Genomic DNA, 21356 nt, shown 5'->3' with positions numbered 1-21356 from the left:
AACATTGCCGACAGGAGAGTCCGGCACAGGCGCTACCATCTCCGCCGATCTGAAGATAGATACCCTGCCATCGATATTGGAAACAAAGATTCTGCCATAGGAATCAGCGGCTACATCAAGGGGCAAATTAAACAGACCGGAACTGTATCCATGACTTCCCAGTGAAGTTATATAAGTATAACAGCCATCAAAAAAATAGATAGTATCCAGACCGCCGTCAACGACAAAAGATCTTCCCGACGAATCGACGGAAACACCTTGTAACATGGCAAATTCACTATCCGAAGATCTTCCAAAAGGCCGCAATATGCCCTTGACAGCAGTGTAATCATCGAGCCTGTATATGTTAACCCTGTTATTTCCCTGAGAAGCCACGTAGATCCGTCCGTTCGCCTGATCGATATCGATAGCTACCCACTCCTTGGTGCCGTAGACATCGTTCGCAAAATGCGTGATATAAGAATTGTCAGAACCAAAAACAAAAACGCGTTTATAAATACTGTCAACAACAAAAATCCTGCCCGTTACCTGATCAACTGCCACATCATTGGCAAATGCAAACTTTTTATCTCCCAAGGTTCTGCTGCCGGCAATCTGCCCCTTATCATCGAGCGTAATCACGGAAACAAAGGTAGTTTGAGCAACATAGAGTTGTCCGCTTTGATCAACGGCAACACCACGAGGATTGTTCACAGGAACAACATTAATCTCTTCGCCTTTGGCATTATAGATCCTTATGGCATTGCCGTTAAAGTCTGCCACATAAAGCTGCCCTGAATAATCGACCTCGATCTTTGAAGGCCCGCTCAAGCGGGCCAGTTCACCGGTATATTTATAATCCCACAGGGGAGGCCCACAGACAGCGGCGCTTGCATAGGATGAAAAACTGAGGATAAAGCTGAAAACAGCGATGAACAACACGTAAGAAGAAAGATTTTTAAAGGAAGTCGTCATGATATCATGGTCCCTAATTATAGTTAATCCTGAATTTGAAGATATAGCAACCGGCTATCCTGATTACAGGTGAAATTCCCTATCAAAAGAGCAAGCAACAATTGTGCCCAAGAAGCCTTCAAAACACAGAAAAAGCCAAAAACAAGGAGCAAATCATCAATATTTACCGTTTAATAATCATTTTTTATTAAGCATTAACCATTCCAACAACCCATAATCCATAAAATATAACAACAAGGCTCCCCCAAAATGCTGCCCTGCGGCCAAAAAAAGTATCATTATCGCCAAATGACCGAAAAATAAATCCTATCGTGCAGCCCACCCAGCCCAGAAACCCGAGTTCACAGGCAATAGCCCATCCTTGATTAATCATTTCCCTTTCTCCCTTTTACCTTTTTCATGCCCAGCATACCCTTAATCAGTGATCCGATTCTTAGTCTCCAGACCATTATAACAGCCTCCCTGACAATCTTTTTAGACATTTTTGACGTGCCTGCATGCCTGTCTATAAATATAATCGGTATTTCTCCCACCCTAAAGCCATTTTCCACACACCTGAAATTCATCTCTATCTGAAAAGAATAGCCGTCAGACCGTATCTTATCAAGATCAATCGTTTCAAGAACCTCCCTTTTAAAACACTTGAATCCACCCGTGCAGTCACTGATTTTAAGCCCCGTTATTACACGGGTGTAAACATTCGCAAAATAACTAAGCATAAGTCTTCTTATTGGCCAATTTACAACACTCACTCCATTTAAATACCGGGAACCGATAACTAAATCATAATCTTCTGTTTTTTCAATAAAGTGAGGTAAACACTCGGGATTATGAGAGAAATCGGCATCCATTTCCAATATTTTTTCGGCTCCGGCCTTCAAGGCATATTTGAAACCTTCAATATAGGCTGAGCCTAATCCCATTTTTCCCTGGCGATGAATAACATGGATCTCGCCATGTTTTTCAGCCAAAAAGTCCGCGATATGACCGGTTCCATCCGGTGAATTATCATCAACAATGAGAATATGGGCATTAATATGAAGAGCCAAAATCTCATTGACAAGTTTTTCTATATTATCCCGCTCATTATAGGTCGGGATGACAACCATCGCTTTCAATACACTGATTTCCCCCTGTCTTTATCTATTAAGAAGTCAAACAACTTCATTTTACACCAAAGTGGGCTATTCTATTGCCAGGAGAACTGACTGTCAAGTTGATATAATTCAAAAAAATGATAACCACCAATCCCCCTTATCACTACTCCCCTTTTTCCTCTCTAATGCCGATCAATGGATAGGAGATATTGATAATGTGGTGATTTATTCGCTTTAAATTTGAAAGAAGATCAAGGTGGATAGAACTGGTATCAATTGATTCCTTCAACCCTTTATGGAGCCTTGATATATGCGCCGCTTTCAGCTCTCTTTCCAGGTTTCCCAGCTTTTCCTTGTTTTTCAGCACTTTCCAGGCAAGATCAGAGTCTCCCGTGGCAAATGCCGATATGGCCATTTCAAAATTATCGGCCACTTTTGAAAAGAAATCGATAATCTCTTTCTGTCCTTCCGTTGAAAAACTGAGCCCTGTTGAAATTTTTTTCTTTGCCAGTTCCATAATATTCTTATCAATAATATCACCAATATTTTCGAGGTCATTAACAAGCGTCAATATGGCAACCTCTCTTTTTGACTCGCCTTCCGTCAGCGCTTTCTGAGATATCTTGGTAATATAGAGTTTAATCTCTTTATCAAGTATATCAAGCTGGTCATCCATTTCCTCGACACGCACCAGCAAATCCTGGTCATCTTTTATAATGACGTATATGCACTTGGAGAACATCTCCTGAGCTATATCAGCCATCCTCAAGGCCTCCCTCGTGGCCAGCCCAAAGGCGACATCGGGGCTTTCAAGGACCTGAACATTCAGATATTTCGGCTTGAACCTCATCTCTGCATCGTCCTCTTCGGGTATCACCTTATCAGCGAGACGGGCAAGATGAGTCGTAAAAGGAATAAAGAGGATGGTAACGGTAAAATTAAAAAAAGTATGTGCATTGGCAATCTGTCGCGAAAGCTCTGCCGACGTCATAAAAACAATATCCCTGAAAATACCGAGGAGCGGCAAAAAAACGATAACACCGAGCACATTAAAGAGTACATGCACGACAGCCACTTTTTTTGCTTCGTTAGTAACATTCATTGCTGAAAGTGCAGCCGTAATACAGGTACCCACATTTGCGCCCAATATTATAGGCAAGGCGCCGTCAATGCTGATAAGTCCCTGGAGAGAAAGGGCAAGGGCAACACCGATCGTTGCCGCGCTGCTTTGAACAATGCCTGTAAAAATGGTAGAGATCAAAAGAAGGCCAATGGTATTTCCTTCCATGGAGAGCAGGATCTCCCTGAATAATCGGCTGTCCTTCATGGGAATCATGGCATCAGACATTATTTTCATAGAAAGAAAGATAAGCGCAAAACCCAGAATTCCCTGTCCCGTAAAAACAATATTTTTCTTTCTTCCAAAGAGGACAAGCGCAGCGCCGATACCAACCATAATGACGGCATAATCATATATTTTAAAAGCAATAAGCTGAACGGTAAATGTTGTTCCTATATTGGCGCCAAGAACGACGCCGACGGCCTGGGCGAGGTTTATCAAGCCTGAACTGACAAAACCGACAATCATAACTGTTGTGGCGCTGCTGCTTTGGATAACGGCAGTGACAAGCGCGCCGATAGTGACACCGACAAGTCGATTACTTGTCACATAGTAAAGTATCTGCCTTAACTTCGGTCCGGCAGCCCGCTGAAAACCCTCTCCCGCAATCTTTACGCCATAAAGGAGGAGAAAAAGCCCGCTAATTAAAGATAATACCGTATGGTTAGTCACTTTTTTCCTTTTTCAATCTAGTCATTACGTGCGGCAATTTTTTCAACTTCATCAACGAGTGCATCAACCAGTTTATCTTCAGCTATTTTGCCGACAACTTCTCCCTCTGAAAAAAGAAGGCCCTCATCTTTGCCTCCCGCAATTCCCGCATCGGCCTCCAGGGCTTCACCAATACCATTGACAACACAACCGAGAACGGAGACATTCAAGGGCGCCTCAATATGTGCCAACCGTTTCTCTACTTCATTAGCCAGCCTGATTAGATCAACCTGCATTCTGCCACAGGTAGGGCAAGATATAACATTGACCCCCTTTGATCGGATCTGCAGTGATTTCAGGATCTCAAAGCCCACTTTAACCTCTTCCACAGGGTCTGCCGACAAAGACACTCTGATCGTATCACCAATACCTTCGGCAAGCAGCGTTCCCACACCGACAGCGGACTTGATGGTTCCCGAAAAGGAGGTGCCGGCTTCCGTCACACCAAGATGGAGCGGATAGTCGACCCGTTTTGACAATTCACGATAGGCTTCGATAGTTCTCGGAACATCGGAGGCTTTAAGGGAAACCTTTATATTGCAGAAATCGAATTCTTCCAGAATAGCGATATGATTCATCGCGCTTTCCACCATCCCTGCTGCCGTCGGATAACCGTATTTTTCCAGGATTTCCTTTTCAAGAGAACCCGCATTGACGCCGATTCGAATGGGAATATTATGAGCACCGGCAACTTCAACCACTTGCTTAACTCTTTTTTTCCCGCCAATATTACCGGGATTTAATCTCAAGCCATGCACACCCTGCCGGACAGACTCTATAGCAAGGCTGTGATTAAAATGAATATCGGCAATAACAGGAATTTCCGATTCACTAACGATTTGACCGATGGATTTTGCATCCTCCATATTAAGAACGGCAATGCGGACAATCTCACAACCCGCCTCGGCAAGTGACTTGATCTGGGCAATGGTGGCCCGGCAATCAGCCGTCTTCGTATTGGTCATGGATTGAACAGAAACAGGCGCGCCACCACCTACCTTGACATTACCGACGAAAAGTTGTCTTGTCTCTCTTCTTTTAATCATAAAATATTACCTTCGGTCATGGGAAATCTTTGGGTAATTTTATATAATAAAGGAGAAAGCTCAATAAATCATCTACTTTCGTAAAAAACAACCCTGGAGAAAAGTTACGATAAAAACAGACTGGAATGATGGCAATAAAAAATTAGCAGAGGGTAAAAGGCATATTCCTGTATTTACCCTTTTAGCAAGGCAGGAGACAAACTACTTTGAAGAAATAATGAAAAAAAAGAGAAGAGATACCTCAAAAACTATTAATAATAGGTTGCCAGATAGGCATTATCCTTTTCTTGATATCTTCCCTGGCGAAATTCCTCTTCGCTGACCCTTTCAATAAGCTTAACAGATTTGCTAAAGCCTTTTGACTTTAACCGGGGCATCCTTCCAAGTAAATCAAAAATAGCCGCAACATTACTCGCCTTAAAATACCGGCACATATCATATGATTTCCCTGACCCCACATGCCCCCCCTCCATTAGAACCTTATAATACATAGCTATACCCTCATTTGCAAAATTCATCAATTCATCAATTCATCAATTCATCAATTCATCAATTCATCAATTCATCAATTCATCAATTCATCAATTCATCTGACTTCTATTTTTTTGACAGCAGGCCCCGCTAAAAGTTTCAGCTTTTTCTTTTTTTAAGCAAAAGAAGATCTTTTTTAGCAAGTTTAGCTGCCATTTTTGTTAAAAGCAAATGGATAGAAATTTTGGAAGGATTCGCTATAAAGCCCTTTAAATACAAGGTATTAAGGCAGAAGAAGCTCCTTTTTACTGCATATCCGGCAAGGGGATTTTTGGGGGAGGGGTGAGGAAAAAGTCAATCTAAAATTTCGCCTGCAAAGCAAGCGTTGAAGGGCTGTTTATGGCAGGCATGATTTTTCTGAAGTCAAATTTCCCGTAATAAGGAACAAAAGCCAGACTGGTATTGCCTTTTTCCCTCACAATTTTGACTATTTTATTAATTTCATCATGAGACACTCTCTTTTTACTCTTCCAGTCTGCAATCTGAAGTTTAATCATTATTTTTTCAGGATCATTTACTTTTTTGAGCGCATTTTCAACAAGTTGCGCCACTACCGAATAAAGATTGCTTCCCTCCAGGCCAAGCTCTTCTCCCATCTGGAGATGATAGGCCATAATGGCATAATAATCAAAACCGGTTTTAACGGCCTCATTAAGGTCCTGTGACAACCAGGCAAGAGCCTCCTTCGGTTTAAGAGCTGCTTCATACATGAGATTAAGCGCAAACTTTATATTACTGTTTACCTTCTTCGATTCTGTCATGATTTCCGATGCCAGCCTCATGAGGCGCCTGTTTTTCCAGCGGCTCCACTCCCAAAACAGATCGCCGTAGGCTGTTACCATCATTTTACCGCTCCTGCTTTCTATGACCTCCCTGTATAGCAAATTCGGGTCCGGCATTAGTCCGGACTCCCTGGCAAAGGCAAGCCTGGCATCACGGCTGAAACCTTCAGAATGCCTTAAAACAAGGTCATCCTGAAAAAGAATACCATCAACGTTATAGGCAGCAAGGTCCCTGTAAAGATTGATAAGGTGATTTTTAACATCCCTGTTAAAAAGGTTAAGTCCCCTGGCCCTGACATAGCCACCCCCTTTAAGGTCGTATGCTGCTGCCTGCCACTCTCTTTTATGCTCAACACCATAATCGGCATAACGGGTAGTCATCCAGGCAAAAATTTTGATCCCGTTTTTGTGACTGATTCGGGCAACATCAGCAAGAATATCATCAACAAGGGGGGCATGCTTACTTTTGAAGTAAACTCCCCTGTCATTTTTGGGATCGGCAAAAGAGTAAAACCTGTCGCCTTTGTTATGAAATACCCTGAATATTAGCGTATTAACACCGGATTCCCTTAATGTTTTCAGTCTGTCATCAAGTTCTTCCAGGTTATTGCAATCAATAAGCAGAACCTGGACGGCAATCGTTCTCTCCTCTTTTTTCAGTTTATAAACAGGAAGCGGGGGGATTTCTTCTTCTTTCTCCCCGGCAGAAATGGATTCATGAGCAGTAAGAGGCTCATCATATCCATACTCCGCTATGGAGAAAGAGTTAAAGATTTCATCATTGTTTGCAATCGCCGGCGCCGGTCTATCTGCAGTCCGAGATGCACACCCTGACAGGGATACGCAGAGGATGAGTGCGAGCAATTTCATTTTACAATGCCGCATCAAGGGCCTCCCTGATTGTGGCAACACCTGTTATCTCAATGCCTTTTGTCTTTAGGCGTTCCATATTATTTTTCGGAAGAATAGCTCTTTTAAAACCCATTTTAGCGGCTTCCTTCAGCCTCAGATCCGCCTGCCCGATGCCTCTCACCTCACCGGCAAGTCCCACTTCACCAAAGATCACCGTATGGGCAGGAACGGGCCTGTCAAGAAAACTGGAAGCGAGAGAAAGGGCAAGAGGAAGATCAACGGCCGGTTCTTCCATCTTTATTCCTCCTATGATATTAACAAATATATCCATATCGACAAATTTCATGCCCAGCTTTTTCTCCATGATCGCTGCAACAAGAGATACCCTGTTGTGATCTACTCCCATAGAGGTCCTCCTGGGAGCGCCAAAACTGGAAGGTGCTACCAGTGACTGCAGTTCAAGAAGAACGGGCCTTGTCCCTTCAAGGCTGGGGACAACGACGGTTCCGGAAACATTCTCCGGCCTTTCGGAAAGAAAGAGCATGGAAGGATTTCTCACCTCTTCAAGCCCTTCTTCCTTCATTTCAAAAACCCCGATTTCGTTGGTAGAGCCAAAGCGGTTTTTCACGGTTCTCAAAATCCTGTAAGGATGCCCCCTGTCGCCCTCAAAATATAATACCGTATCGACCATATGTTCCAGAACGCGAGGGCCTGCAATGGCGCCGTCTTTGGTCACATGACCTACCAGGAAAAGCGCCATACCGCTCTTCTTTGCATGACAGATCAGTCTTCCCGCCACTTCCCGAACCTGGCTGATGCTGCCCGGTGCGGAAGAAAGCTCTTCCGTAAAAACGGTCTGTACGGAATCGACAACCAGTGCCGACGGTTTGAGTCTATCCACCTCACCTTCAATCACCTCCAGTGAGGTTTCTGCCATAACAAAAAGGTCTTTGCATGTGGAACCGAGCCTTTCGCCCCTCATTTTCGTCTGTTCTGCCGATTCCTCACCGGAAACATAAAGAACCTTTTTTCCCTGTTGGGCAAGGGCCTCCATAAACTGGAGAAGAATGGTGGATTTACCAATTCCCGGGTCTCCTCCAATAAGAACGGCAGATCCATTCACCAGACCGCCTCCAAGAACCCTGTCAAATTCTTCTATGCCGCTTAAAGTTCTTTTTTCCCTGATTCTCTCAATTTCAGATATCGGTTTTGGAGAAACGGCTGCCAGCCTCTTTACTTTCCGGGGAGCAGGAGCAGCCGATGAAAAAGTCTCCTCCACAAGCGAATTCCACTGTCCGCAGTCAGGACACCGGCCCAGCCATTTTGGGCTCTGTCCACCGCAGTTCTGGCAGGAGTATATGCTTTTTACTTTAACTTTCGCCAATTTAACAATTCACCCCCGAATATTTAAATATCTATTGTCCCCTGAAAGACCTCTTCCGCCGGTCCCGTCATATAGACAAGATCATCTTCGCCCCACAGGATATCCAGGTCTCCACCGGCAAGGTGAACGGTTACCCGTTTATGCGTCTTTTCATTGAGGATGGATGCAACGGCAGCAGCGCAGGCGCCTGTTCCACAGGCAAGCGTTTCCCCTGACCCTCTCTCCCATACCCTCATCTTGATCTCACGGTCATTTATCACCTGAACGAACTCGACATTTATTTTATTTGGAAAAAGTTCGTGCTTTTCCAGAAGAGGACCATAGTGTGTGAGAGGAAAATTATCTACGTTATCCACAAAAATAACACAATGGGGATTTCCCATGGAAACGCAGGTAATCTCAAAATTTTCATCATCAATCATGAGGGAGTGAGAGATTATCTGCCCATCGAGATTGACGGGAATTTTTCTTCCCTCAAGAACAGGCTCGCCCATATTTACCTCGACAAGTTCCCCTCTGATGGAAGGACGAATTATCCCGCCAAGGGTTTCAATTTCCAGGTCCGTCTTTTCCGTCAAACCGTGATCGACAAGATACCTGGCAAAAGCCCGTATTCCATTGCCGCACATCTCCACTTCACCGCCATCGGCATTGTATATACCCATTCTGAAGTCGGCAATATTGGAATCAAAAAGGAGAAGCAGCTGGTCAGCGCCAATGCCGAACCTCCTGTCGCAAAGCCTCTTTGCCACCACGCCCGCCCGGCTGATCTCTTTATCACGACAATCGATCAGTATAAAATCATTCCCTATTCCATGCATCTTGGTAAATTGTATATCTATCATTATTTATCGCCTCCAGATAATTTTAAAGTTATGTTCAAACTTCATCTCCACCCCCATTACCCATTGCTTGAGCGGTTACTTCAGCAATGACATGCCAAAGTTCATCCCTTCCATCACCACTTACCGAAGAAAAGGGAATAGCTTTAATACCCTCAACAGCCAGGCTTTTACTTATTTTCTTCAGTCTTTCTATCTGCCTGTTTCGCGAAAACTTGTCAGCCTTGGTAAGAACAAGAATGACAGGCAAAGCATAATGCCGGATCATATTCATCATCACCCTGTCCAGTTCGCTGCGCTCTCTCCTCATATCCTGCAAGAGGACGACGCCTTTAAGATTGGCACTTTTTGAAAGATAGCGGTCTACCATGACACCCCAACTCTCTCTTTCTTTTTTGGAGACCTTGGCATAACCGTACCCCGGAAGATCGACAAAAACAAGTTCCTCATTAATAAGGAAATAATTGATTAATCGTGTTTTTCCCGGTGTAGAACTCGTCTTTGCCAGCGACTTCCTGTTAAGAAGCTTATTGATGAGGGACGACTTCCCCACATTGGAGCGGCCCACAAAAGCGATCTCCGGCAGATCCAGTTCAGGAAAATCTTTGGGCATGACCGCACTTTTAATAAATTTAGCGCTATTGATTTTCATGACCATAAACTATCACCGCAGGCTCGTTATGTCAATAATCTTAGGCGTTTAGAGGCGGAATAGAGGAGTTTTTACTTGTAAAAACTCCTCTTATTGATGTATAAAAAGTAGACTGGGCAGTAAATATATTTAATCCGGAACAGCAGGGAGGAAATTAATGTCGGCCGAAGGTTATTTTGGTCCCAGCGAGCAGAGTCTTGTTGATATGATACAAATGTGGGGACTAAACAATACTACCGGTATTCTGGTAATCAAAAGTGGTCACGAAGAAGGTGAAGTTCACTTTGACAAAGGGAGGGCCGTCTGGGCAAAGTCAGGCGATTTCCTTGAAGATGAAGACGCCATTTATCATATGCTTGCCCTCAGGGAGGGTAAGTTCCGCTTTGTAAATACCAATCACATTGAAAATAAAGGCTCCTGGAGCGCCTCATACCAGCAAATAATAATGGAAGGAATGAGGAGGCTGGACCACATTAACGATGAGATGAGAGACATTGAGGAAAAGTTCGGCCTCATACCTTATATCAAAAAAGATCCTTCAACCATTGAAACCTCGGCAACAGAAAAAATCTTTCTCGAACTTGTCGACGGCAAGAGAAATCTTGAAAAGGTTTTAAACTATTGTGGCCTGGGTGTCCATAAAAGGGTTGAAATATTCAGCCATCTTTTATCATCGGAAATTATAGGACTAAGAAAAGTCCGCATACTGGTTGTCGATGATCAGGCCATGTGGCGAAAGGTTGTTTCCAATATGCTTTCCCATGAGCCCTGCTTTGAAGTTGTCGGTCTGGCGGAAGACGGTATAGATGCTCTCAAAAAACTGCACCATCTTAAACCGGACGTAATGACCCTCGATCTTGAAATGCCGAACCTGGACGGCATAAAAACGCTCTACTGGATGATGAGCGGGGGCTATGATATCCTTTTAAAGACCCATTATAACATAACCATTGATGATACCTATCGCTGCCCTGTCATAGTCATCAGTGCCATCACCACAGAAATGGCCCCCCAGACGCTGGAAGCGCTCATGGGGGGAGCATTGGGCTATATTACCAAGCCATCACAGGTTGTCCCGGAGACATTAAAAGAGCAACAACTAAAAATTGCCAAAACGGTGATGGCCGCTTCCCAGGTAGACCTGAGAAAATCCCGTCGAATAAAGGTAAAAAGTGTGACTGAAAAAAGAAACATACCTTTTGAAAATACAAGAAAAATTATTTGCTGCGCAGCTTCCGTCGTAGGCGGACTGAACTCGCTCATGCAGCTTATTCCATCCATTCCGGGACTTCTCGATGCCGCTATTATGGTAGTTATCGATGATCTTGACTCGCTTCAACATGCAAAATCCTTTGCCGAATTTCTTGATCGCTACAGTGAACTTTCAGTGGAAGCAGCGGAAGAGGGATCTATTTTGCGGCGTGGAACGGTTTACATTTCACCGGGCTCTAACGAGCTTACCTTTGGAACAGACGCATCGAACAATACGATATTTAATGTGAGCAATTTCAGAAAGAGGGACAAAAATAAAAAGGAGTCTTTCAGGCCTGTCGATGATATGCTTATGAGTGCCATAAAGTGCAGGCGCTTTGAGACAAAAATCGGTCTTGTCCTGGCCGGTGACGGCCCCGATGGAAAGGTCGGATTTCTGGACATGGTAAAAATGGGGGGAAAGGTCTTTGCACAGGACTCCTACTCTTCTTTAAATACAGTTAAACCGGAAAGCATTGCTTGTATGGGCATTGCAAAAATTGTTTCTCTTGATGATATGGTTAGCCATATTGTAGATGAAGTCGGGAAAGTTACCTATTAATGGATCCCTCTCTATTCGGATACTCAGTTGAAGAATTTAAGGAAGAAGCGGGAGATCTTCTTTCCAAAGCGGAAGAGGTCCTTTCCGCCCTTGGCAGCGAACCTGATAACATAGATTACATAAACGCCCTCTTCAGGGCGATTCATTCGCTAAAGGGCTCGGCTGCATACGCCGGCCTGAATGATGTCAACACATTTTCCCATCTCTATGAAAACTTTTTAGGCGAGCTTAGAAACAAAATATATAATGCCGACAAAAACACGCTAAGGCTGCTTGTGAGAGCTAAAGATTACCTGGAGGACCTTATATTTAATCCCCTGGAAACGGAGACTCCTGTCATTGACGCCTCTATCGCAAGCTCTATGGACAGGTTAATTAAAGCCGTGGGCCTAAAAAGTACAGCCATCCCTCCAGAAGCGCCGCTGAGCGCCGGTGAAGACAGCGCCCGGGCAGAGGACAAAAGAATTCGCCCTTCGGCTGGACCCGGCAAATCAGAGCAGGAAAAGAAACATCTGTTGCCAAAATCGGAAAATCCCGCTGAAATGGACCAGGAAGACGTTATTAAGTTAACACTGACAAAGAGCCTAAAGGCTTTTGCCAGAGGCCTTAAAAAAAATTCTCCTGATTTTGACTCGCTTTCAATGGTCCTTCAAAAGATAGAAGAGACTGCAAGCTGGGCTTTTGCAGAGGATGCCGGCCCTGTGGCCGCCCGGATAGGGGAGCTTAAATCCCTCCTGGCCGGGAAGCAGGGTCCCGGTGAAATCATTAAACTTCGCAATAACTTTAATGGGCTTGCCCAGTCCATCAAAAAGGCCATTTTATCCATGGCCGTTAAAGATGAACAAGGCCCTCCGGAACCTCATGGCATAAGCCATGCACCGGCTCCCCCAGAGGAGGAAGTCCATAAAGAAAAAACCTCCCTTGAATCCGTCAGGGGAGCCACTGAAGAGGACATCGTCAAGATTACCATTGCCAAAGCGATAGAAACTATTTCCCGTCTCGCCGGAGAAGACAAAGCCGACAGGGCTCAAATAGGCAAAATGGTAAGGCGTCTTTCCGATATTAATAAATGGGCCTTTAATGAAGACGAGACTGTATCCGACCTTCTTCATTCAATGGAAGAGCTGCTGAAAAAGCCCGTTAATAGTGAGTGCGCCCATAAAATCGCCATGAAAAACGCTTCTCTCGGTTCACTTTTTCATGCTCTTTTAAGTGAAAAGGCTGTTTCTGAAGCCCAGGTGGAGAAGGAAGCAGAAAACAAGACAACCTCCATGGACAGGAAAGCCCCTTTCACCAAACCAGGCAGACACCTGCCGGCAAAAGTCGGCGGACCGAGCATGCGCGTCAAGTCGGCAGACCTGCAATCACTCATGAATACGGTCAGTGAAATTGAAGGGCTTGAGCAGAAAACACTGGAAAGACTCCAGTCTCAGGCGCTTCAGCTCAGGATGGTTCCCGTGGGGGAACTCTTCAATCGTTTCAGGAAAATCGTAAGGGATATATCGGAAGAACTCAATAAAGAAATTGAACTGGTCATTTCAGGGGAATCAGTGCGTCTTGACAAAATAATAGCCGACAAACTGCAGGAACCCTTACTTCATATGGTAAGAAATTCAGCCGGTCACGGCATAGAAAGCCCCCAGGAAAGGCAGAGCAAAGGCAAAGGAGCGGGCATTATCAAGCTGGCTGCCTCACATGAGGGGGGACAAATCATCATTGAGGTTTCTGATAATGGAAGAGGGATATCAATTGATGACGTGAGAAGACAGGGCATTGAGACAGGCCTTATAAAAGAAGACCATGAAAACCTGTCCGATAAAGAGATGATGGACCTCATTTTTAAGCCGGGCTTCAGTACCAAAGAAATGGCAGATGAAATTTCAGGGCGTGGTGTAGGAATGGACGTGGTAAAAAATATCGTTACCTCTGTTCAGGGTACCGTCATGGTAGAAAGCCAGGAAGACAGGGGCGCAATATTCAGGCTTATCCTTCCTTTAACGCTGGCAATCGTCAATGCCCTCATTGTCAGGGAGGGCAGTTCCATGATCGGCATTTCCGCCTCTTCTGTAGATCGTATACTGACTATGACGGAAGAGGAAATAGGCAAAAATACTTTTATGAATGAAAACAGGCTCTCTATCGATATTAAGGATGAAGGCCATGTCGTGCCCATCATCAGTCTGGCAAGAATTTTCGGGGGCAGGGAAAAAGAGGGGAAAAAGTGCATAGTCATTTTAAATTCCGGACTGGGAAAGAGAATAGCTCTCGTCGTTGATTCTGCCCTGGACAGGAGGTCACTTACCGTCAAACCGCTGGACAGGTTTGCAGAAAACAGGTTTTTTTCCAGTGCAGCCATGTGGGATAAAAATCTTGTTTTGATTCTCAACATCCCCGGCCTGATGGAGGCATGAAGCTTTTTATGGGCTATAATATAGACGCATACAGAGAGGATAGTATATCTTAGAAGATTTTTAGAGGAGGTTTTTTATATGAATGAAAAGAAAAAGGTGCTTGTTCTTGATGACCAGCGATCAATGCAAAACATATTGAAGTATGCATTGAAAAATGCATTTGATGTTACCGTTGCAGGAAAGGCGGATGAAGCAATAGAGGTTGTAAAAAGTTCGACATTTGATTTTATTCTGCTCGACATTACCCTCGATGACGACAGAACCGACGGTATCGGCGTCGCCCAGGAGCTTGAACAAAGTGGCTACAATACACCGATGGCCTTTTTATCATCAATGCTGGAGTCCTCTCTCACTGACGACCAAAAGGAGAGAGCAGAAAAGCTTAAAAACATAAAATTTTATCAGACCAAACCCATAGCGCCCAATGAGCTCATTACCAAAATTCATAATTTTACAAGCTAGGAGAAAATCCTTTGGGACTTCTTAAAATTATTACATTTTCCATAGAGAACCGTTCTTTTGCCTTACCTTCCACGAACGTTAAAGAGGTTCTCGATAATGATAAAGGGATAATGAGTCTTTTTTACGGTGGAAAGGCATTAAAAGGCATACTGCCCTATGAAGGAGGTCTCCTTTCGGTCCTTAACACACCTTTTCTTCTTGATATTGAAAGTAAAAATGAGAACTTCATCCTTCTATGCAAGGAAAAGAAAGAGGACCTGGCAACAGGTTTGACCATTTCCTCTATTAAAGGCATTGAATATGTTGAGGAAGAGGAAATCAAACAGTCTTCCAACAACGAGGCGCCTTATATATCGGGCTTTGTCAGAAAGGAAACGGCCGGCAAGGTAAGAGTCACAGCCATTTTAGACATGGGAAAGTTTTTTACCCATGCAGCAGGAAAAGTCCAAAAAGTTGGGAACCTGATAGATATTACATAGGTAGAGATTTTGCTTTTAGCGGTATTTTAATACCTTAAAAAATTGACAGATAAATTGAAAATTACTATTAACAGAACAACAATATGAATAAAGGGAGAAGTGCAGATGATCAGAGCAATTAAAATTTTATTTAATCCGCTTCTTAAGCTTAGCATCACCGCAAAGTTCGCAATTATGATGCTGGGATTCATGCTCATCCTGGCAGCAACCATTGTATCAACTTTCTGGACCACCAATATGCAGAAAGATGACGCAAAGGTTATTAATATTGCCGGACGCCAGCGAATGCTCAGCCAGAAAGTTGCAAAGGAAGTCATGGCTTTGATCAAGGGGAATACGACCAAAAATGAAGTGATAAAAACAGCTAATCTTTTTGGAAACTCTCTTGACTGGCTCATATCCGGTAATGAGGGAAAAGAAATACCGCCGACAGAGGAAGAAAATATCAGGAACCAGCTTTTAAAAGTTAAACGTATCTGGTCCGATTATCGTCTTACCCTTTCAAAGCTGGCCGATATAAATGATGAAAGAAATGCAGCCTATAACGCCATTATCGACACAAATCTTCTTCTCCTTAATGATATGAATGACGCCGTTTTCATGATGGAACAGGAGAAGCTAAATGCAAGAACGATCAACCTTGCAGGACGACAAAGAATGCTTAGCCAGAAGATGTCCAAGGAAGTCCTTCTCCTGGAAGCAGGGAAAGTCTCTGCCAAGGACCTGTTGCAAACAATAGAGCTTTTTGACAAAAGCCTCGGGGGTCTCATCAATGGTAGTGAAGAACTGGGCCTCAAGGCAATGAATAACGCGGCCATTCTGTCACAGCTTAGAAAAGTCGAAGAACGGTGGAGTGTCTTTAGAGAAAACACGGAGAAACTGATCAATTTTTCCGAGCCAAGTAAAAATTATGTTACCACCCTTTTGACAAGCAGCACGGTTTTACTCAAAGAGATGAATATAGCCGTCGTTCAGTATGAAGAGGCCTTTTCAGCAAAAGTCACTTATCTTAAAGGCCTGCAATTGCTCCTTCTTATTATGACGCTCTCTTTTTTCGGCATTGGCTGGTTCTTTGTTACTAACCCTATCGTACGATCATTTTCAGCGGTTTCAGATGATTTATCAGAAAGTTCAACTGATATTGAAAGTGTTACGGGAGAAATCAATGAAGGGGTTATTTCTCAGACCGATATTGTTCAATCGGCAACAAAAGACCTGGAAAATATGATCATCAACATCATTCAGGGAAGCATTACGCTGAGTGTGGAAAAACAGGCTGAAATATCGAAAGCCTTTAGCGACTTTTTGAAAAATTTCGTTGAAAGAACATCGGCTGAAATCGCAATGGGAATGATGTCCGTTTCTCAGCAATCCTCTGAAGCCAGAAAAGGGATAGAAGATTTTATTTCGGAAATTGACAGTGTTGAAAAAAATATTAAGGCACAGGAAAAAGCCATCGAGGAGATGGTAGTCGCTCTAAAATCCATAGGCAGCACAAATGAAGAGATCAAGGTTAAGGCCCGTGTTTCTACAAATGCTGCCGACAAGGCAACATCGAGAGCATTTGAAGGGCAGGAAAGGATTGAGCACATTTCAGGTGAACTTAAAGAAATAAGAAATTCGTCCGAGGGGATCAGGGATGTAACAAGCTCTCTCGCAACAATAACGGAAAGTATCAAGATTCTTGCCCTCAATATGTCTCTCAAGGTTGAAGATATTAAAGACGATACGGGAAAAAGTTATGGCTTTGAAGCCATGTCTGCAAAGGTTCAGCAGCTTGCCGAAGAAGTTGAAGAACTTCTGGCAAGCTCCAGGGAACTCATCATTCCAACAATAGAGGGCATCGAAAAACTAAGCAGCGATGCCATACAGGCAAAGGAGTTGATCACCGAGGTCACTAAGGCGATCAAGGCAGCTGACGATGAAAGCCGTCTAATCAGTGAGCGAATCGAGAGGCAGGCAACAGGAATCGATACCGTTGAAATAGAATCGGAGAACCTGAAAACCCTGGCCCACAATACAACGCTGGCAGTTGAAGCTCAGTCGGCCCTGGCAAAGGATATCGACCTCATGTTGAAGGATACGGCGGAACTGATCGATACCGTCAGCTCTCAAACAAGCGAATCCGTAGAAGGGGCCAGGAAGATCAATGAAATGATGGGGCAATTAAGAGGAACCGTTATAAACATAGAAAACGGTACGGGAGATCTTGCCGAAAAAAGTACGGAAATTTCAGATATGTTTAACTCCATCATGGAACTTGCAAATCGAAACAGGGGGGAGGCTAAAAAGCTGGATATTGTAACCACTTCGGTGAGGGATGTAAGTAAGCGGTTGTCCGACGTTGTTAATGGTGTTACCTCATAAGGCCCATACATCGGTTTCAGTGCCTTGCAGCAGGGAAACAAAAGCTTTGGCAATAAAAAAGGAGAGCCTTTGTGCTCTCCTTTTTTATTGCCATGAAAAATCTTGCCTAGAAATTATAACCGACACCGGCATAAAGTGTATTCTCTGCAAATACATGAATCTCACCGGTAAAGTAAACGTTGGGATTGACGAAGTAATCAACACCGGCAAAAAGGCCTGTACTTTTTTCTTCTTCAGCATCCTTAAAAGTCGACCACCCATCAAAATCGATGTCAACTTTTGAGAGCTTTACACCTCCATAGGGAGTGAGGTTACCCGCTTTCTTGCTGATAATAAGCGAAGCTGAGTACTCCCGGTAATCAGCTTCAACATCATCGATGCCAACGGTATCATCCGTTACCAGACGTTTGACGTCACCGTTAAAGGTAAGTCGCGTTCTGTTGGCGCCTTCAATGATCAAAACCTTTACACCTCCGCCTGCCAGCGTACCGAGCGACCCGTCAAATCCGGCAATATCCTGCAAATCTGCAAGACCGAGAGTCACATAAAGATCGACTTTATTATTTAATCCATAGGTTGCCTTGACCGCAAAAACCCTGGATGTAAAATCATTATCAGCTCCACCGGGATTCATCTTGATATCCCTGTCGATCAGTCCGATGTAACCCGTCACTGTCAAGAGCTGCCCCCCCATTTGATCCGCCATTCCACCTACCTGTCCTGCAAAGCCTCCCGCCGGAAAGAGAAGCACCATGACAGCAACTACCAGATATTTTCTAAACATTTCATCCTCCATTTAAAGTAATGTGTCAAAAACAGCCCATAATAGTAATAGCAAAGGTCAGACCTGTCAACAGTTATCAAGCCCGTAAGATAATAGCCTTCTGTTTTTAATGAGAATAGGCGACAGTTATATTTATGTCAAGGGTTGTGGAGCATTTTTTTTAGCTCTTCTTCATTTAATACAGAGACCTCTAATTCACGCGCCTTTTCAAGCTTTGATCCGGGCTCCGACCCGGCAACGACATAATCCGTTTTGCTGCTGACGCTCCCTGAAACCTTTCCCCCTTCCGCTTCAATCAGCGCTTTGGCCTCATCTCGCTTCAAGGTAGTAAGCGTTCCTGTAAGAACGAATACCTTGCCCGCCAGTTTCTCACTCCCTGAGAAATGTTTTTTTTCAAACCTTATTCCCCCCTTTAACAGTTTTTCTACCATAAGAAGGTTTTTTTCTTCTTCAAAAAAACCACTTACCGCAGCAGCTATTTCAGGACCAATATCTCTGATTTCCAGCAGTTCTTCACAGGACGCTTCCTTCAAAGGCTCAACAGAAGCAAACTCTTTAGCCAGAAGTTTTGCCGTATAGCTTCCTACATTTCTGATCCCCAGAGAATAGATGAAGCGGGACAACGTTGTTTCCCTGCTTTTTTCAATGGAATCGATAATATTCTGTGCAGATTTTTCTGCAAATCTATCGAGAGTAAGAATGTCTTCTTTTGAAAGATAATAGAGATCACCAGGGTCCTTAATCAGTCCCTTTTCAACCATCTGTTCTATATGTTTGAAACCAAGTCCGTCCATATTCATGCCCTCTTTGGAAGCAAAGTGGCTTATCGATTCCTTCAGCTGGGCAGGGCAGGAGACGTTAACACAGCGATGATAAGCAACTTCCCGGATAACTCTTCCGCCGCAAACGGGGCATTTACCGGGAAGCTGATAGGGTATGCTTCCTGACGGCCTTTTTGATACAATAACAGTGACTACCTCGGGTATAACATCACCGGCCCTTTGAATAACAACGGTATCTCCCAGACGAACATCCTTTCTGTCTACCTCATCCTGGTTGTGAAGAGTCGCCCTTGATACGACAACGCCCCCAACCTTTACCGGTTCCAGAATAGCAACAGGCGTCAGCGCCCCGGTCCTGCCGACACTGGCAATAATGTCCCTGACAACACTGTTTTCCTGAGAGGGCGGAAATTTGCAGGCTATGGCCCATCGGGGACTTCTTGAAATTTCACCAAGTCTGGATTGAAGATGAAGGTCATTTACTTTAACAACAATGCCATCTATTTCATAAGGAAGCTCATCTCTTTTCCCGCCCATTTCCCTGAAATATTCGATAGCCTCATCGATATTACCGCATCGTCTCGCAAGAGGGTTTACCTTGAGGCCTGACCTGGAGAGTGTTTCCAATATCTCCCAATGGCTTGAAAGCGCAAGCCCCGAAAATTCGCCAATACCGTAACAGTAAATATCGAGCGGTCTCTTCGCCGTAATCGATGAATCGAGTTGTCTGAGCGATCCGGCGGCGGCATTTCTGGGATTTGCAAAGGTCATTAGTCCCTCCCCTTCTCTTTCCCTGTTTAAACGGTTAAAAGCTTCGAGGCCAAGAAATACCTCGCCCCTTACGGTAATTTTTTGAGGTATTTCTTTATCGTTGCATCTGATAAGACTTAAAGGAATGGAGCGGACGGTCTTCAGATTGAGGGTAATATTTTCTCCGCTATAACCATCACCCCGGGTGGATCCTTCCAAAAAGCGGCCCTTTTCATAAACAAGTTCAACGGCAAGACCATCCATTTTGAGTTCAGCCACATATTCAATCGGTGAATCATCTTTAAGGAAACGTTTGAGTTTCCTGTCAAAATCCTGCAACTCCTCTTCATTCATGGCGTTCTGGAGAGAGAGCATGGGAACGGAGTGCTCCAGTGTGCCAAAAGCTTCAAGAGGAGGAGCGCCAACTCTCTGCGTCGGCGAGTCCTGAGTGAGCAGGTCAGGAAATTCTTTTTCAAGGGCTTCAAGTTCCCGCAACATGGAATCATAGCGGGCATCTGAAATTTCCGGGGAATCGAGCGCATAATAACGGTAATTATGATAATTAATCTCCTGCCGGAGTTTGCTTATCTTTTTTTCGGCTTCATCTCTCTTCATGCGTCCTCTCAAACTGTTTTCCCAAGGGCCCTATTGTAAGTAGCATCTTCTTAAAAATCAACAATTCTCCTGTATTAATCGGGTTCACATGTGAAAAACCTGTGGGGAAGGGAAAACCTAAGAATTGGAAACAGCCGGCAGACTATCCAGGTATTTCCGGACAAGGCCCATGGCAGAATCAACATTTTGGGCAATGAAAACCTGCCGGGGGGAGAGTCTGGCAAAAAAGGAGTGGCTCTCCTCCAGCTCATTTATGAGAATAACCTGCTTTCCCCCCTTGATAGCAAGGGCAATCTCGGAAGCCGTTCCGGAGCCCATCCCGCAGGCAATGACAATATGGCTGGAAAGAATATTGATATTATTGCGGGCGCTCCCCATCCCTGTGGCAATGGGGATGTCGACAAATGGGGAGGCCAGATCACTCCTGTCAACAGGCAAAATACCTATTGTCAGGCCACCGCTCTCCTTTGCGCCACGGTTGGCCGCCTCCATGACGCCGCTCGGCATTCCCCCCGTCAGCAGTGCCCAGCCATTTTCTGCAATCCCTCTGCCAAGGGAAAATGCATTTTCAATATCCTTTTTCGTTGCGCCGGGACCAGGCCCCATGACACCAATAATTATTTTTTTCACAAGATGACTATTAGAATTTGAATTTTAATCCTTTAGACGAAAGCTTTTTGGAGGACTTTAGCTGACTTTCAAGGTCCTTTAAATTGCCTTCCAGAATCTTGTCCAGATCTCCCAGGCCGCCACCGGCTTTTTTCAACGCATCGAGGGGCTTGCTGACTTTCTTTGCTATTTCCCTTTTCAGTTCTTTTGCAAAGCGTCTGCTCTCTTTTTCTACTCTTTTCCCTATCGCTTTCTTCACGACCCTGTCAATATTGGATTTAACCTTTACATGGTACTCTCCTTCCATAGAGGA

19 protein-coding genes are annotated in these 21356 nt (G+C 44.3%); 5 read left to right on the top strand and 14 right to left on the bottom strand.

Features of this window, described 5'->3' with window-relative positions; translation table 11 throughout:
* The 10 genes from OEV42_17675 to yihA all read right to left on the bottom strand — a co-directional run.
* On the bottom strand, positions 1 to 954 hold a 954-nt coding region (locus tag OEV42_17675), incomplete at its 3' end, for an NHL repeat-containing protein (protein ID MDH3976106.1).
* A gap of 187 nt (positions 955 to 1141) precedes the next feature.
* Positions 1142 to 1327: a hypothetical protein gene (locus tag OEV42_17670; protein MDH3976105.1), complete on the bottom strand. Its 186-nt coding sequence runs from the start codon at positions 1325 to 1327 to the stop codon at positions 1142 to 1144.
* The gene (locus tag OEV42_17665; protein MDH3976104.1) at positions 1320 to 2072 is read right to left on the bottom strand and encodes a polyprenol monophosphomannose synthase; all 753 of its coding nucleotides are present in this window, start codon (positions 2070 to 2072) and stop codon (positions 1320 to 1322) included. The genes OEV42_17670 and OEV42_17665 overlap by 8 nt, the downstream gene beginning before the upstream one ends.
* 142 nt (positions 2073 to 2214) lie before the next feature.
* Complete coding sequence (locus OEV42_17660) at positions 2215 to 3843, bottom strand: Na/Pi cotransporter family protein (GenBank protein MDH3976103.1); 1629 nt, start codon at positions 3841 to 3843, stop codon at positions 2215 to 2217.
* A 17-nt stretch (positions 3844 to 3860) separates the two neighbouring features.
* Positions 3861 to 4928, bottom strand: a complete 1068-nt coding sequence (gene ispG, locus OEV42_17655; GenBank protein ID MDH3976102.1) for a flavodoxin-dependent (E)-4-hydroxy-3-methylbut-2-enyl-diphosphate synthase — start codon at positions 4926 to 4928, stop codon at positions 3861 to 3863.
* 251 nt (positions 4929 to 5179) lie between these two features.
* Positions 5180 to 5419: a hypothetical protein gene (locus tag OEV42_17650; GenBank protein MDH3976101.1), complete on the bottom strand. Its 240-nt coding sequence runs from the start codon at positions 5417 to 5419 to the stop codon at positions 5180 to 5182.
* A 339-nt stretch (positions 5420 to 5758) separates the two neighbouring features.
* On the bottom strand, positions 5759 to 7126 hold the full coding sequence (locus OEV42_17645) for a family 10 glycosylhydrolase (GenBank protein ID MDH3976100.1): 1368 nt from the start codon (positions 7124 to 7126) through the stop codon (positions 5759 to 5761).
* Entirely contained in the window at positions 7113 to 8477 is a 1365-nt protein-coding gene (gene radA, locus OEV42_17640) for a DNA repair protein RadA (protein MDH3976099.1), read from the bottom strand. The genes OEV42_17645 and radA overlap by 14 nt, the downstream gene beginning before the upstream one ends.
* A gap of 23 nt (positions 8478 to 8500) precedes the next feature.
* Complete coding sequence (gene dapF, locus OEV42_17635) at positions 8501 to 9313, bottom strand: diaminopimelate epimerase (protein MDH3976098.1); 813 nt, start codon at positions 9311 to 9313, stop codon at positions 8501 to 8503.
* A gap of 43 nt (positions 9314 to 9356) precedes the next feature.
* A complete protein-coding gene (gene yihA / locus OEV42_17630; GenBank protein ID MDH3976097.1) occupies positions 9357 to 9971 on the bottom strand; it encodes a ribosome biogenesis GTP-binding protein YihA/YsxC in 615 nt (204 codons plus the stop codon).
* Between the two features lie 157 nt (positions 9972 to 10128).
* Between yihA and OEV42_17625 the strand changes: the two genes are divergently transcribed.
* The 5 genes from OEV42_17625 (at position 10129) to OEV42_17605 (ending at position 17503) form a co-directional block, all read left to right on the top strand.
* A complete protein-coding gene (locus OEV42_17625; protein ID MDH3976096.1) occupies positions 10129 to 11784 on the top strand; it encodes a response regulator in 1656 nt (551 codons plus the stop codon).
* Positions 11784 to 14195, top strand: coding sequence for an ATP-binding protein (locus OEV42_17620; protein MDH3976095.1), 2412 nt, complete (start codon positions 11784 to 11786; stop codon positions 14193 to 14195). The genes OEV42_17625 and OEV42_17620 overlap by 1 nt, the downstream gene beginning before the upstream one ends.
* Before the next feature lie 78 nt (positions 14196 to 14273).
* On the top strand, positions 14274 to 14657 hold the full coding sequence (locus tag OEV42_17615) for a response regulator (GenBank protein ID MDH3976094.1): 384 nt from the start codon (positions 14274 to 14276) through the stop codon (positions 14655 to 14657).
* A gap of 11 nt (positions 14658 to 14668) precedes the next feature.
* Positions 14669 to 15136, top strand: coding sequence for a chemotaxis protein CheW (locus OEV42_17610; protein ID MDH3976093.1), 468 nt, complete (start codon positions 14669 to 14671; stop codon positions 15134 to 15136).
* A 105-nt stretch (positions 15137 to 15241) separates the two neighbouring features.
* Positions 15242 to 17503, top strand: a complete 2262-nt coding sequence (locus OEV42_17605; protein MDH3976092.1) for a type IV pili methyl-accepting chemotaxis transducer N-terminal domain-containing protein — start codon at positions 15242 to 15244, stop codon at positions 17501 to 17503.
* A 106-nt stretch (positions 17504 to 17609) separates the two neighbouring features.
* Here OEV42_17605 and OEV42_17600 read toward each other — a convergent pair whose 3' ends face one another.
* The 4 genes from OEV42_17600 to OEV42_17585 form a co-directional block, all read right to left on the bottom strand.
* The gene (locus OEV42_17600; GenBank protein ID MDH3976091.1) at positions 17610 to 18287 is read right to left on the bottom strand and encodes a hypothetical protein; all 678 of its coding nucleotides are present in this window, start codon (positions 18285 to 18287) and stop codon (positions 17610 to 17612) included.
* 137 nt (positions 18288 to 18424) lie between these two features.
* A complete protein-coding gene (gene ligA / locus OEV42_17595; GenBank protein MDH3976090.1) occupies positions 18425 to 20434 on the bottom strand; it encodes an NAD-dependent DNA ligase LigA in 2010 nt (669 codons plus the stop codon).
* A 117-nt stretch (positions 20435 to 20551) separates the two neighbouring features.
* Positions 20552 to 21064, bottom strand: coding sequence for a TIGR00725 family protein (locus tag OEV42_17590; protein MDH3976089.1), 513 nt, complete (start codon positions 21062 to 21064; stop codon positions 20552 to 20554).
* A 10-nt stretch (positions 21065 to 21074) separates the two neighbouring features.
* Positions 21075 to 21356, bottom strand: a 282-nt coding sequence (locus OEV42_17585) for a hypothetical protein (GenBank protein ID MDH3976088.1), incomplete at its 5' end; no start/stop codon positions are given.

Source organism: Deltaproteobacteria bacterium, from assembly GCA_029860075.1.
In the GTDB taxonomy this organism is placed as follows: Bacteria; Desulfobacterota; JADFVX01; order JADFVX01; family JADFVX01; genus JAOUBX01.
This window is presented reverse-complemented; position numbering and strand designations above follow the sequence as displayed.

Coding starts and splice junctions, on each gene's coding strand:
- OEV42_17670 (MDH3976105.1), bottom strand. CDS start 1,327: ATGATTAATCAAGGATGGGCTATTGCCTGTGAACTCGGGTTTCTGGGC.
- ispG (MDH3976102.1), bottom strand. CDS start 4,928: ATGATTAAAAGAAGAGAGACAAGACAACTTTTCGTCGGTAATGTCAAG.
- OEV42_17650 (MDH3976101.1), bottom strand. CDS start 5,419: ATGTATTATAAGGTTCTAATGGAGGGGGGGCATGTGGGGTCAGGGAAA.
- OEV42_17645 (MDH3976100.1), bottom strand. CDS start 7,126: ATGCGGCATTGTAAAATGAAATTGCTCGCACTCATCCTCTGCGTATCC.
- yihA (MDH3976097.1), bottom strand. CDS start 9,971: ATGAAAATCAATAGCGCTAAATTTATTAAAAGTGCGGTCATGCCCAAA.
- OEV42_17625 (MDH3976096.1), top strand. CDS start 10,129: ATGTCGGCCGAAGGTTATTTTGGTCCCAGCGAGCAGAGTCTTGTTGAT.
- OEV42_17620 (MDH3976095.1), top strand. CDS start 11,784: ATGGATCCCTCTCTATTCGGATACTCAGTTGAAGAATTTAAGGAAGAA.
- OEV42_17615 (MDH3976094.1), top strand. CDS start 14,274: ATGAATGAAAAGAAAAAGGTGCTTGTTCTTGATGACCAGCGATCAATG.
- OEV42_17605 (MDH3976092.1), top strand. CDS start 15,242: ATGATCAGAGCAATTAAAATTTTATTTAATCCGCTTCTTAAGCTTAGC.
- OEV42_17600 (MDH3976091.1), bottom strand. CDS start 18,287: ATGTTTAGAAAATATCTGGTAGTTGCTGTCATGGTGCTTCTCTTTCCG.
- ligA (MDH3976090.1), bottom strand. CDS start 20,434: ATGAAGAGAGATGAAGCCGAAAAAAAGATAAGCAAACTCCGGCAGGAG.